The organism is Caballeronia temeraria (assembly GCF_001544795.2).
GTDB classification, from domain to species: Bacteria; Pseudomonadota; Gammaproteobacteria; order Burkholderiales; family Burkholderiaceae; genus Caballeronia; species Caballeronia temeraria.
This window is the reverse complement of sequence record NZ_FCOI02000032.1, coordinates 1-13,136: the sequence shown is the minus strand read 5'-3', so window position 1 is coordinate 13,136 and position 13,136 is coordinate 1. Positions and strand designations below refer to the sequence as shown.

At 63.0% G+C, this 13,136-nt stretch carries 13 protein-coding genes and 1 pseudogene; 9 read left to right on the top strand and 5 right to left on the bottom strand.

The features are described 5' to 3' along the window. Window positions 1–350: 350 nt before the first annotated feature. The 4 genes from AWB76_RS31245 to AWB76_RS31230 form a co-directional block, all read right to left on the bottom strand. The gene (locus AWB76_RS31245; RefSeq protein WP_061163975.1) at window positions 351–1,115 is read right to left on the bottom strand and encodes a hypothetical protein; all 765 of its coding nucleotides are present in this window, start codon (window positions 1,113–1,115) and stop codon (window positions 351–353) included. Beyond that, window positions 1,112–2,023: a substrate-binding domain-containing protein gene (locus AWB76_RS31240; protein WP_061163974.1), complete on the bottom strand. Its 912-nt coding sequence runs from the start codon at window positions 2,021–2,023 to the stop codon at window positions 1,112–1,114. Before AWB76_RS31240 ends, AWB76_RS31245 begins: the two co-directional genes overlap by 4 nt. A 61-nt stretch (window positions 2,024–2,084) precedes the next feature. Then, the gene (locus tag AWB76_RS31235) at window positions 2,085–2,477 is read right to left on the bottom strand and encodes a c-type cytochrome (RefSeq protein WP_374729959.1); all 393 of its coding nucleotides are present in this window, start codon (window positions 2,475–2,477) and stop codon (window positions 2,085–2,087) included. A gap of 133 nt (window positions 2,478–2,610) precedes the next feature. Further along, window positions 2,611–4,422: a methanol/ethanol family PQQ-dependent dehydrogenase gene (locus AWB76_RS31230; protein WP_061163972.1), complete on the bottom strand. Its 1,812-nt coding sequence runs from the start codon at window positions 4,420–4,422 to the stop codon at window positions 2,611–2,613. 373 nt (window positions 4,423–4,795) lie between these two features. On the opposite strand from AWB76_RS31230, the gene AWB76_RS31225 reads away from it, so the two are divergent. From AWB76_RS31225 to AWB76_RS31185, 9 genes are all read left to right on the top strand, one after another. Continuing rightward, complete coding sequence (locus AWB76_RS31225) at window positions 4,796–5,176, top strand: 4a-hydroxytetrahydrobiopterin dehydratase (protein WP_061163971.1); 381 nt, start codon at window positions 4,796–4,798, stop codon at window positions 5,174–5,176. A 676-nt stretch (window positions 5,177–5,852) separates the two neighbouring features. Beyond that, window positions 5,853–6,896 (top strand): beta-ribofuranosylaminobenzene 5'-phosphate synthase family protein, encoded by a 1,044-nt coding sequence (locus AWB76_RS31220; protein ID WP_061163970.1) that lies wholly within the window; start codon window positions 5,853–5,855, stop codon window positions 6,894–6,896. Window positions 6,897–6,935: 39 nt separating this feature from the next. Continuing rightward, window positions 6,936–7,865 (top strand): NAD(P)-dependent methylenetetrahydromethanopterin dehydrogenase, encoded by a 930-nt coding sequence (locus tag AWB76_RS31215; protein WP_061163969.1) that lies wholly within the window; start codon window positions 6,936–6,938, stop codon window positions 7,863–7,865. Then, on the top strand, window positions 7,862–9,037 hold the full coding sequence (locus AWB76_RS31210; RefSeq protein WP_061163968.1) for an ATP-grasp domain-containing protein: 1,176 nt from the start codon (window positions 7,862–7,864) through the stop codon (window positions 9,035–9,037). Before AWB76_RS31215 ends, AWB76_RS31210 begins: the two co-directional genes overlap by 4 nt. Next, on the top strand, window positions 9,034–10,032 hold the full coding sequence (mch, locus tag AWB76_RS31205; RefSeq protein WP_061163967.1) for a methenyltetrahydromethanopterin cyclohydrolase: 999 nt from the start codon (window positions 9,034–9,036) through the stop codon (window positions 10,030–10,032). Before AWB76_RS31210 ends, mch begins: the two co-directional genes overlap by 4 nt. Next, complete coding sequence (locus AWB76_RS31200; protein ID WP_096031380.1) at window positions 10,029–10,958, top strand: ATP-grasp domain-containing protein; 930 nt, start codon at window positions 10,029–10,031, stop codon at window positions 10,956–10,958. Before mch ends, AWB76_RS31200 begins: the two co-directional genes overlap by 4 nt. Next, window positions 10,945–11,802, top strand: a complete 858-nt coding sequence (locus tag AWB76_RS31195; RefSeq protein WP_061163965.1) for a triphosphoribosyl-dephospho-CoA synthase — start codon at window positions 10,945–10,947, stop codon at window positions 11,800–11,802. The genes AWB76_RS31200 and AWB76_RS31195 overlap by 14 nt, the downstream gene beginning before the upstream one ends. 168 nt (window positions 11,803–11,970) lie before the next feature. Further along, window positions 11,971–12,480, top strand: coding sequence for a formaldehyde-activating enzyme (gene fae, locus AWB76_RS31190; RefSeq protein ID WP_061163964.1), 510 nt, complete (start codon window positions 11,971–11,973; stop codon window positions 12,478–12,480). Between the two features lie 78 nt (window positions 12,481–12,558). Beyond that, complete coding sequence (locus AWB76_RS31185; protein ID WP_061163963.1) at window positions 12,559–12,960, top strand: hypothetical protein; 402 nt, start codon at window positions 12,559–12,561, stop codon at window positions 12,958–12,960. Here AWB76_RS31185 and AWB76_RS41895 read toward each other — a convergent pair. Continuing rightward, window positions 12,936–13,136 (bottom strand): annotated as a pseudogene (locus tag AWB76_RS41895) (hypothetical protein); the annotation flags it as partial. The gene AWB76_RS31185 and the pseudogene AWB76_RS41895 overlap by 25 nt on opposite strands.

Sequence of the window (13,136 nt, the reverse complement as noted above, 5' to 3'; positions counted from 1 at the left end):
TACTAATACTTCCATCTCACTGCATCTGCCACCCGTTGGTTTCCCTTGCCGACCCAACGGCAGCGCGGAGCGCTGTGCCGAAACTCTTTCGTGCTGAACCAGCGCCCTAAGACGACTAGCTAGTCAGACCGTGCGCGATCCAAGCCCGGTTGGGCCTAGGAGGGCACTCTTTAGGCGAGTGCCACCGAGGACGAGAGAACTACTCAAACTACGTGTGACCGCGGGCCTGAAAAGCTGCTTTCTTTGGTTACTTTCTTTGCAGCAGCAAAGAAAGTGACTGCCGCCCCGCATAGGGGCAGCGCTAATAGACCAACAACAAAACGGGATCCGGCGAAAACGAAACATAAGAATCACCGACTAGCCCGAGGCGCATTAGCCCCCTTAACCGGCGCACCCCCCGGCGCATTCAAATTCTTGAGCGTCCCTTGATAAGCAATCGTCTCCTTCTGCAGCGGATGCGCAAAATCATTCCCGTCACCGGGCACTTCGGTGCGAATCAAAAGCAACCGCCCGGGTACATCATCGGCCATGACGAACGTATAGCGCTTGGCCGTGTACTTCGTGAAGCGTTCAGCATTGGGATCGTTCAAATAAGGCTGAATAACGATCTGCTGCGCCTTCGCGTGCTTGCCGAGCCCGAGCGACTCGCTGGACACCGGCGTAATCGCGGGCCCCGCAGCAAGCGCCATCCGCACGCGTTGCTGGAAATAGCGCCGCTGACCGCCGGTCAGTTGCTCCATCTCCGCGACGTCATGCTCGAGAAAATAGATGATCGCCGGATTGCACGGCAAACCACCCGGCACGTTGACGGCACCAGTACGATCCGTCACCTTCGCGTCGTTCTTGCTGTTACCAGGACTCACCACAAGCACCCGCAACGTGTCACTGATCTTCGACGGCGGCCCGGAATAATTTACCGCGTAGTCGAGTTCGGTCTGCGGCTCGACACCATTCATATGCGGTTGCATGAAAAGCAGTTGCTCGGCCGGCTTGATATCGGCGGACGGCGCCGAAGCCGAAGCCGCCGGCGCATCCGCAGCCATCGCGACTGCCGGCATCGCAGCAACAAGCGCCATGACCATTGCGCGAAGAGAACCCCCGTATGTCCGCTTCATTGCGCGCTTACCGGCTGCAACGGCAGCAATGGAACCTGATACGTCGACAGGATCTGATCGATCTTCGGTTGATTCGATGCGATCCAGTTATCGACCTTGTCGCGCCACGCCTTTTCGCCGTAACGCACGCCCATCGAAATCTCGTAGTCGAAGCGGATCGGCTGACCCGCCGGGAACGCCACGAGGCGCACCTTGTTATCCGAGCGATTCGCGAAATAACCTGCGATCGGCCCCCACACGAAAGCCGCATCGACATCGCCCTTCGCCAGATCGCGCTCGATCATCTCGCCGGGAAACGCCTCGGGATCGCCGCTCTGTCCTTGATACGACACCGCCTGACCGATCAGGTTATGACTGAGCAGCCAGTCCACCGCCGGACTCTTCACGAAGATGCCGAGCTTCATCTTCTTCAATTGATCGGGGGGAAGATTCATCAGATCCGACGGCGCCTTGATGCTCGCGTATTCGGGCTTGTTCGGGAACACCATCGCGTACGTGGAATGGAGATACGGTCGCGTCGTCGCAGTGAGCTCATAACCCTTCGGCACGCCGATGATCAGATCGCATTTGAAGCGCTCCGTCTGCGGCACTTTCTCGCGCAGCGTATTGCGCACGAAACCCATGCGTTGCGGCCAATACGTGTATTCGAGCTTGTAGCCGAAATCGCTCGCCATCTGGCTCGCGATCTTGTTCTCGTAGCCCTCGCCCTTCTTGTTCGAGAGCGGCATGTTGTTCGGATCGGCGCACACGCGCAGGATGCCGTCAGCGCCATCGTTGTTGGGCAGATCGGGCGGCGGTCCGCCCGCACCTTGCGCGAACGCCTGTTGCGCCGAGAACGTCGCGAGTGCCACGCATAACGCAGCTATGAATCGGAACGAAGCGGCGCGGCTTGCATTACGATCGGACATCGACACCTCCGGTATGAGAGCAATCATCAGACGTCAGCCGTTTAGCGGCCATGCAACGTCCTCATTTTGCATCGATTGCCTGCAGATCGCCGGGGTTGATCTTTCCGTCGGAGCGCCCTTTCAAATACGCGAAAAGGTTCTCCCAGTTCTTCTGCATCATCTGGCTCGCGCTGAAATCGGGCATGCCTTTATCCACGCGTCCGCCGAATACGGTTCGATGAAACTCGTTCTTGTCGAGCGTCTTGAAAGCATCGATCAGCGACGGGCCGACCATCCCCTCCTGCTTCGCCCCGTGACAGCGTTCGCATGCGAGCGCGCGCCAGGTCTTCCAGCCCTGCAACGTGTCGCTGTCTACCTTGTTGCCATCGACGACCTTGTACGCGACCGGCTTGATTTGCGCAGGCATCGGGGGCGGTGTCTGGGCAAACGAAGCGGTCGACGCAGCGAGCGTCATCGTCAGCATCAAGAGTGATCGGCCTTTCATACGTCTGACTCCTTGAACATGTCTTGTATATGGGGTGTTTCGGCGCGGCGGCCGTTGCAGCCGCCGCGCATCGCCAAACAATTACGTACACCGAGCGACCCGATCAACCACCGGGAATCGCGAACACGAAGAGCGTGCCGCCGAGAGCCGTGTACTTCGCGAGCTCCTTGTAGCCGCCGACCGCGCCGAGGCCTTCCGTCGACTTCTCGAGACCTGCCGCCATGCCGATGCCGGCCCAGCCGCCGATGCCCGAGTACACGCCGACATACTGCTTGCCCTGGTACTGGTACGTGAACACGTTGCCGATGACGCCCGACGGCGTCTTGAACCTCCACAGCTCCTTGCCGTCCTTGATGCGCACTGCCTTCAGATAGCCTTCGAGCGTGCCGTAGAACACCACGCCGCCAGCAGTTGCGAGCGCGCCGGACCACACCGAGAACTTCTCCGGCTTGGACCACACGATCTTGCCCTTCGAGGCATCCCACGCGATAAAGTTACCCATCGCGCCGTTCTCGTTCGGACCCGGATACATCGAGAGCGTCGCACCGACGAACGGCTGACCCGACACGTAATCGACCTGGAACGGCTCGTAGTCCATGCAGACGTGATTCGTCGGCACGAGGAACAGCTTCGAGCCCGGATCGAATGCGGCCGGCTGCTGGTCCTTCGAGCCGAGCGCCGCGGGGCAGATGTTCTTCACGTTGTGATCGGGACCGGCCTTCTGCGTCGAGTAGCTCGCATTGCGAATCGGCAGGCCGCTCTTCAGATCGACGCTATCGGCCCAGTTCACCGCCGGGTCGTACTTCTGCGCGACCAGCAGTTCGCCGGTCTGGCGATTCAGCGTATAGCCGAAGCCATTGCGGTCGAAGTGAACGATCGCCGGCACGGTCTTGCCGCCGATGTTCAGGTCGGAGAGGATCATCTCGTTGACGCCGTCATAGTCCCACTCGTCGTGAGGCGTCATCTGATAGACCCACTTCGCCTGGCCCGTGTTGAGATCGCGTGCGAAGATCGTCATCGACCACTTGTTGTCGCCCGGACGCTGCGTCGGGTTCCATGTGCCCGGATTGCCCGAGCCGTAGTAGACAAGATTCAGCTTGGGATCCCATGCGTACCAGCCCCATGTCGTGCCACCGCCGTACTTCCACTGGTCGCCCTGCCAGCTCTTGATCGACGAGTCCGCACCGACCGGCGCCATCTTGCCGTCGGTCCAGGTCATGGTCGACTGCGGGTCCATGAGCATTTCGCTGTCGGGACCGGTGCTATAGGCCTTCCAGACTTCCTTGCCGTCCTTGATGTTGTACGCGATGATCCGTCCGCGCACGCCGAACTCACCGCCCGAGATGCCGGTCAGCACCTTGTCGCCGAAAACGTGCGGCGCGTTGGTGTTGGTTTCGCCTTTCTTCGGATCGCCGTTCGTCGCGGTCCATACGACGTCGCCGGTTTTAGCATCGAGCGCGACGAGCTTGGTATCGGCTTGCTGGAGGAAGATCTTGCCGTCGCCATAAGCCAGGCCACGGTTGACCGTATCGCAGCACATCACCGAGATGACTTGCGTGTCCTGCTTCGGCTGGTATTGCCAAATGAAGGTTTGATCCTTCAGGTTGATGGCGATAACTTTGTTAGGGAACGGCGAATGGATATACATCGTGTCGCCGATGACGAGCGGCGAACCTTCATGGCCGCGCAGCACACCTGTCGACATGGTCCAGGCAACCTGTAGCTTGCCGACGTTGTTTTCGTTGATTTGCTTGAGCGTGCTGTAGCGGTGATTCGAATAATCGCCCGCTTGCGCCGCCCAGTTCGAGGGATTCTTGATCAGGCTGTCGAGTTGCGAGTCGGCCTGGGCAACATATGAATTCAGGCCAGCCGTCGCGACCACCGCTAGTCCAAGAACCAGGGTGCGTAAGTTCATGTCTCCTCCAGAATGGTGATGCCTCCGACCCAGGGATGACCACGCTACCAGGTTGCATCGTGCGCGCCTTCAAATGCAGGTAACGAGCTGCGCTTCGTCCGGTGCATTGCCGGACTCTTGCGTAGAGAGGCCAATTGCATATTCCATGCCGGTTTAACTCGCGCTGCTTCAAATCGGGAATTTGAAGGGCGATGCTGTCGCAGATGGACGAGTTCCTGTCGGGTGGCGACACATACTGTGTCAAATACGCGAAAAAGTGGACCGCATGGAACACAGAATCCGCGCGCGTCTGCGCGCATGACATGCCGCGATGCAGCATGTTTTCTTTGGCGCATACTTGAGTTCTGTGTCGACTTCTATTGGAGGCTTCGCCATGGCTCAAGCCGAAAAGGTCTATTCCGACGAGGAGATCAAGCAGCGCCTCACGGGTGCGCTCAAGCACTGGTACGTGGAGGATGGGTGGCTTCGGCGCAAGTTCAAGACCGAAGGCTGGAAGGGGACGCTCATGGTCGTCAATACGGTTGGGCATCTTGCCGAAGCGGCCTGGCATCATCCGGATCTCACCGTTTCTTATGCGTTTGTCATCGTCAAGCTCAAGACGCATTCGGCTAGAGGAATCACTGATAAGGACTTTGCTCTGGCTTCCAAGATCGAAGAGGTTATCCAATGGCAGCCGGGTAAGGAGGATGGGCCTCTTGACGGCACGCCTTCCGACGATCAGCGGTTTCGCTATATCAAGTATGACGAGGGTTGAGGGTCCCGTTTTCTTTGTGGTCTATTAGCGCTGCCCCTGTGCGGGGCGGCAGTCACTTTCTTTGCTGCTGCAAAGAAAGTAACCAAAGAAAGCAGCTCGAAGCGCCCGCGGTCACACGCAGTTTGGGTAGTTCTCTCGTCGCAGGCGGCACTCGCCTAAAGAGTGCCCTCATCACAATCACCCGGCTTGGCTCGCGCACGGTCTGTCACATCGCGCCGCATAACAAACTGGTTCAGCGCCAAATAGCTCCGGCCCGCTTCGCGGCCGATGGGTCCACGCGGTCGCGCGGCGCAGCGAACCAATGGTTTCCCTCGCAGACCCGACGGCAGCGCGGAGCGCTGTGCCGGAACTCTTTCGTGCTGAACCAGCGTCCTAAAAAGACTAGCTAGTCAGACCGTGCGCGATCCAAGCCCGGTTAGTCGTCCGAGGGCACTCTTTAGGCGAGTGCCGCCTGGGACGAGAGAACTACCCAAATTGCGTGTGACCGCGGGCCTGAGAAGCTGCTTTCTTTGGTTACTTTCTTTGCAGCAGCAAAGAAAGTGACTGCCGCCCCGCACAGGGGCAGTGCTAATAAACCAAAAAGAAACCGGGATCCGGCGAAAAAGAAAAGCTGGTACAGGATTTGCCTAACCCCAACACCCCCAAAAATTCCGCCTGAAAAAGGAATCCACTCCCGATGCCGCCCACCCCTGCACGCCTATCGCCGCTCTCGGCGATCACAGTCGAATCGCCTGCGCGCCTGCATCTTGGCTTCATCGATCCGAACGGCTCGCTGGGCCGCGTCTTCGGCAGTGTAGGGCTCGCAATCGACGCGCACAGTACGCGAATCACAGCGCGCCAAGCCCCCGCATCGAGACGCGATGCGATCATCGAAGGCACGACGAGCAGCGCTCAACGCGACCGCATCGAACAGCACATCAGGCAGCTGGAACAGGCCCTAGGCAAAGGCCCCGCCATCGACATAGAGGTACACGAGACGCCTCGCGCCCACACGGGCCTGGGCTCCGGCACACAACTGGCACTGGCCCTTGGCACCGCCTACGCGCGCGTAAGAGGCCACGAAGCAACCACCGCCGATATCGCCAGAATCCTCGCACGCGGCGCGCGTTCCGGCATCGGAATACATGGCTTCGACCACGGCGGTCTGATCGTCGACGGTGGCCGCAACACACGCAACGCGTCCAAGACAAACCTGCCGCCACTCATCGCGCGACAGCCATTCCCCGAAGCATGGCGCGTGCTGCTCATCGACGACACCTCACGCGAAGGCCTCCACGGCGATGAAGAGAAACGCGGCCTCGCCTCACTCGCGCCCTTCCCCGCGTCGCTCGCCGCGCATCTCTCGCATCTCGTGCTGATGCGCGTCCTGCCCGCCGTCGCGGAAAGCGATTTCGACACCTACGCCGACGCCATCTGCGACCTGCAGCAAACCATCGGCGAATACTTCGCGCCCGTGCAAGGCGGCGTGTTCGCAAGTCCGGCCGTCGCGCGCGCGCTCGAAGCCGTCGCGGCCGAGCAGAAAGCGGGCATCGGACAGACATCGTGGGGACCGGTCGGCTTCGCGTTCGTCGCGAGCGCACAGGACGCCGAACGCGCCCGCGCCGCTGCACAGCGCGTTTCGCCGGGCGCATCGCTCACGTTCACGATCGCAGGAGGACGCAATCGCGGCGCAACATGGCGCGCGGCGCGGCAACATCATCACGACGCAAACGCGGCCTGAATATCAATCGACATCACCACGCCAAACGAGTCCATCGCCATGCCCGAAGCCACCGAACGACCCTACGTCCTGCACATGTTCACCAGCACGCCGCAAATGAGCCCGTTCGACGTGAACATGGCCGCCGACGCGGGCTATCAGGTTCTCGTGCCGTACTGCAACGTCGACGAGGACATCGTCGTGCAACTCACGCAGGACGCGATCTTCTCGCGCGGGCCGAAAGGCGTGTCGCGCACGGGCATCTTCATCGGCGGACGCGACGTGATGCTCGCCGCCGACATGCTCGAAAAAGCCCGCAACGCGATGGTCCCGCCCTTCGAAGTCTCCGTCTTCGCCGATCCGAGCGGCGCGTATACGACCGCCGCCGCGCTCGTCGCGCTCGCGGAAAAGCATCTGCGCGCCGCGCATTCCGTCGATCTCGGCGGCAAACGCGTGCTGATACTCGGCGGCACCGGCGCGGTCGGACGCGTGGCCGCGGCGATGGCCGCATCGCTCGGCGCGGATGTCGTCGTCGCGAGCCATTCGAGCCAGTCGCGCGCGACGCAAGTGAGCGACGAGATCAATCGCCGCTTCGATATCGCCACCTCGGGCGTCGCGACCGGCTCGCCCGATCAACTGCATCGCGAACTCGCGCGCGCCGAAGTCGTGTTCGCGACGGCGGTCGCGGGCGTGCAGGTGATGACCTCCGCCGATCTCGTGCACGCGAAAAACCTCCTGATCGCCGCCGATGTCAACGCCGTGCCGCCCGAAGGCATCGCGGGCGTCAACGTCATGGACGACGGCAAGCCGCTCGCGGGCGCCGCGCGCGCGGATGCGGTCGGCATCGGCGCGCTCGCGATCGGCAACGTTAAATATCAGGCGGAGCACCGGCTCTTTCTGCGCATGCGCACCGGCGGCAAGCCCGTCTATCTCGGCTTTCCCGAAGCATTCGACGAAGCCCGCGCGATCGTCGCGGGACAAAGCTCATGATTTCGGGCGATGCCTCTCGCGCGCCGCGCATCGCCGTCGCGGGATTGTCGGCGCGGCTCCTAGCGCAATCGGCGGCGCGCGCGGGCCTGAACGTCGTCGCGCTCGATATCTTCGGCGATCGCGATACGCGCGAGCACGCGGGCATGTGGTTCGATATCGGCGGCAAGGGTCTGTCGATCGATCGCGCGCGTCTCTACGATGCGCTCGAACACGCCGCGCGCCTGCCGCGCATGCTCGGCCTCATCGTGACGAGCGGACTGGAGCCGCTCGCGGGCGAACTGAGTCGCGCGCCGCGCGTGCCGCGCTTCATCGGCAATGGCGCGCAGGCGGCGGCGGTGCGCGATCCGCACCGCTTCTTCGCGCTGCTCGACGAAGCGCATATCGCGCATCCGGACGTGCGCTACACGCCGCCCGCGGATCGCGCGGGCTGGCTCGTGAAACGGTCGGATGGTTGCGGCGGCACGCATATCGAATGGGCCGGCGATGTCGAACGCACGACCGATGGCGCGTATTTCCAGCGGCTCGCGAAAGGCCGTTCGATGTCCGCGCTCTTCGTCGCCGCGCATCGCGAAGCGGCGGTGATCGGCTTCGCGGAACAACTGACGATCGCGGCTGGACGCCTGCCCTTCGTGCACGCGGGCTCGCTCGGGCCGGTGCGCTTGCCAGCGCACGTCGCGGCGCGCATCGTCGAGGCGATCGATCGAATCGTCTGGCAAACGGATCTGGCGGGCTTGAACAGCATCGACTTTCTGCTCGATGGCGATGACTTCAGCGTGCTCGAAATCAACACGCGCCCGTCATCGACGATGGCGCTCTACGAAGCCGCCTGGCCCGACGCCTGGCCGCGCGGGCTGATCGGCGCGCATCTGGACGCGTGTCTGCACGGCGATCTGCCGCACGCGCCGGAAACGGCGACGGGCACGCCGCCGCTTTACGCCGGACAGCGTGTCGTGTTCGCGCACGAAAGCTTCATCGCATCGCACGCGTTCAGCGACGCCTGTTTCGACGATCCCGCGTGCCACGACGTGCCGCTCGTCGGCGCGCGCATCGAAGCGGGCCAGCCGGTCTGCACGATGACCGTCTCCGCGCCCGCATTCGCCGATCTGCGCGACGCGCTGGACCGCGAGCACGCACGCCTTCTGCAACGCATCGACACCTTATCGAGACCATGACATCAACTTTTCAGGCGGATGCCGCCGTGAGCGTCAACGCATCGAGCGAGCGGCTCGTCGCGCGTCTCATCGACGATGCCGCGCGCCTTCACGTCGACGTGACGCGCACGGACGGCGGCACCGTGATCGTCGATGCGGGCGTGAACGCCAAAGGCAGCGCCGACGCGGGCGTGCTGATCGCGCGCATCTGCATGGGCGGGCTCGGGCGCGTCGCGCGGCGCATCGCGTTCGATGACGCGCCGCTCTGGCCCGGCTTCATCGAAGTGCATACGAGCAACCCGGTGCTCGCGTGTCTCGCGAGCCAGTACGCGGGCTGGAGCCTGTCCGCGACCAAGGAGCAGACGGGCGGCAAGAAATTCTTTTCGCTCGGCTCGGGCCCGGCGCGCGCGCTCGCATGCAAGGAGCCGCTCTTCGACGAACTCGGTTATCGCGACCGGCATGATCGCGGCGCGCTCGTGATGGAAGTGGACCGGCTGCCGCCGCAGGTCGTCATCGACAAGGTGCTCAACGATTGCGGCCTCGCGCCGGAGAACCTCGTGATCGCGGTGACGCCGACACAGTCTGTCGCGGGCACGGTGCAGGTCGTCGCGCGTGTCGTGGAAGTTGCGCTGCACAAGACGCATGTGCTGGGCATCGATCTGGCCGAGATCGTCGAAGGCAGCGGCAGCGCGCCGCTTCCGCCGCCCGCGCCCGATGGCATTGCCGCGATGGGCCGCACCAACGACGCGATCCTCTATGGCGGCCGCGTGCATCTGACCGTGAAAAGCGATGCGGCCGCGAAGCGTCTCGCCGCCGAGCTGCCGTCGTCGAATGCGCGCGATTACGGGCGTCCGTTCGCCGATATCTTCACGTCGTTCAACTACGACTTCTATCAGATCGATTCCGCGCTCTTCGCGCCCGCCGAAGCGTGGGTGTCGAGTCTCGAAACCGGCGCGACGTATCACGGCGGCAAGGTCGATCGCGCGTTGCTCGACGCGCAATGGAGCGCGTCATGAGCGTGCGCGTGGCCATCATGACCGACGAAACCGGCTGGCACACCGGACGCCTGAAAAAAGCGTTCCGCGCGCGCGATGTCGAAGCGCGCAACGTCGATCTCGCCGATTGCCGCATCGACACGACATGGAAGCCGCACGGCCTCGCGATTCCCGGCTTTGGCCACACGCTGCCCGATGCCGTGTTCGTGCGCGGCATCGCGGGCGGCACGTTCGAACAGGTGACCTTGCGGCTCGGCATCCTGCACGCGCTGCGCGAGAGCGGCGTGCCCGTCTACAACGATGCGCGCGCGATCGAGCGCAGCGTCGACAAGTCGATGACGAGCTTCCTGCTCAACCGCTACGGCGTGCCGACGCCCGCGACGTGGGCCAGCGAATCGCCCGCGCATGCGCAGCGCGTGCTGATGCGCGAGGCGGCGGCGGGCCGGCAGGTCGTGATGAAGCCGCTCTTCGGCTCGCAGGGCAAGGGACTGAAGAAACCCGGCGTGACGCTGCCGTCGCTCAGCGCCTTCAGTCAGGTCGCGTATCTCCAGCGTTATGTCGATGCAGGCACGCCCGGCTTCGACTGGCGCGTGCTCGTGATCGGCGGCAAGGCGCTCGCGGCGATGAAGCGCGTGGGCGGCGAGGACTGGATTCACAACTTCGCGCGCGGCGCGAAATGCGAGCCGGCGGAACTCACGCCCGCGCTCGCCGAAATCGCCGTGCGCGCCACGGAAGCGCTCGGGCTGGATTACGCGGGCGTCGATCTGATTCCGTCTGAGGACGGGCGGCCCGTGGTGCTCGAAGTGAACGGCGTCGCGGCGTGGCGCGGACTGCAATCGGTGACGCCGCTCGATATCGCGGCGCTGCTCGTCGACGATTTTCTCGATCGCAAGCTGGCCGCATCGAAAGGCACGCTTGCGCTCGCCAGCGGCGATGAGCGCGTCTGACGCCGCGCGCACGGCGTTTCTGCGCGCGTGCCGTCTCGATGTCGAGACGCGCAAGCCCGGCAATGTAAGTGTCGCGAGCGCGGGGCACAACATGACGTCGGCACAATTCATCGCGAGCGCGGGCACGGCGGCCGCGGGGCTTTTCGCGCCCGGCGCACGCGTGGGCGCGCGCATTCTCGACGCCGTGCGCCGCACGTTCGACGCGGTCGGCTGCAATACGAATCTCGGCATCGTGCTGCTCGCCGCGCCGTTGTGCGCCGCGCTCGACCGTTTCGATGCGCACGAGCCGGTCGATGCATCGCGCTGGCACGCCGCGACGCAACGCGTGCTCGCGGAGCTGGACATCGACGACGCCCGCCTCGCCTATCGCGCGATCGCGCTGGCCAATCCGGGCGGCCTCGGCGATGCGCCCGAGCAGCCCGTGCACGCGCCGCCGACCGTGACGTTACGCGCCGCGATGGCGCTCGCGGCGGATCGCGACAGCATCGCGCGTCAATACGAGAACGGATTCGCCGATATCTTCGGCGCGGGCCTCGATGCGGCGGGCACGGTCGACGCGGCGACGGAGCATCGCGCGATGCTCGCTGCGTTCCTGACGTTTCTTTCCGGCTGGCCCGATTCGCACATAGTGCGCAAGCAGGGCGCGGCGGTGGCGCAAAGTGTCACGCGCGATGCATCGATTCAACGCGCGAACTGGCGCCGCGCGGACTGTCCCGCCGAGTCGCCGGCGCTCGATGAATGGGATGCCGAACTGAAGGCGCGCGGCATCAATCCGGGCACGAGCGCGGACCTGGCGGTGGCGACGCTTTTCGTCGCGCTGATGACGTCATCGACGAATGCATGAAGTCTGCCGGCGCGGACAAAAAATTGGCACGGAACATGTTAGGAAGTTCGCGGTTGAGCGGTCGCATCGGCAATCCGGTGGACCGCGAGCCTTGCGCGGCTTTGGTGACCGTCGCGAGTCGAGAGCAAGTCGCTTGTCCCGAGAACCACACATCACTGGAGGAACAGCATGGCCAAGATCAACCGCGTCCTGGTAGGAGAGTCGCTCGTCGGCGATGGCAACGAGGTCGCACACATCGACTTGATCATCGGACCGCGAGGTTCCGCTGCCGAGACCGCGTTCTGCAACGCGCTCACGAACAACAAGGATGGCTTTACGTCGCTGCTCGCCGTGGTCGCGCCGAATCTGCTGACCAAGCCGAACACGATTCTCTTCAACAAGGTGACGATCAAGGGCGCGAAGCAGGCCGTGCAGATGTTCGGCCCGGCGCAGCGCGCAGTGGCGATGGCCGTCGCGGACAGTGTGGAAGCGGGCGTCATTCCCGCCGATGAAGCCGACGACGTGTTCGTGTGCGTCGGCGTGTTCATCCACTGGGAAGCGAACGACGACCAGAAGATCCACGACTTCAACTATCAGGCGACGAAGGAAGCGCTTGCGCGCGCGGTGGCGGGCGAGCCATCGGCGAAGGATGTAGTATCGAAGAAGGGCTCGATGTCGCACCCGTTCTCGCCGAGCTGATTGCTTTGCTTGTGGCCGGTGCGTGGGTTCATCTGCGTGCCGGCTGTTCTGGCGTTATGACATGACGAGGCTTATCGCATGACCCCACGTTGCTGCGCGTTGATGGTGCTCACTTGCCTCTCGCTGATTTCGCCGCTTTCGATTGCCGCGACGGGCGCGGGGAATGGTGCGCCGCCGGCGAAGAGTCACGATTATCCGACCGAAGGGCGCGTGGAATACGTGCTCGGGTGCATGGACGATAACGGGCACGATTTCGCCAACGTGTACAAGTGCTCTTGTGCGATCGACAAGATCGCGCAGGTGCTTACTTATGATGATTACGTCGAGCAGTCTACGTTTTCTAAATACGCGACGTTGGGTGGGGAAGGTGGGGCGGAGTTTCGGGTCGATCGCGCGAAGGCGCAGACTAAGAAGTATCGCGAGTTGCAGAGGGATGCGTATAAGGCTTGTGGGATTCAGCAGAAGTCTGCGGCTAAGTGAGGTTTTGGGTTGGCTTTTGCTTCGCTCTTGCGTCTGCGTTTGACTGCTTGTGTTTTCGCCGGATCCTGTTTTCTTAGTGGTCTATTAGCACTGCCCCTGTGCGGGGCGGCAGTCACTTTCTTTGCTGCTGCAAAGAAAGTGACCAAAGAAAGCAGCTTTTCAGGCCCGCGGTCACA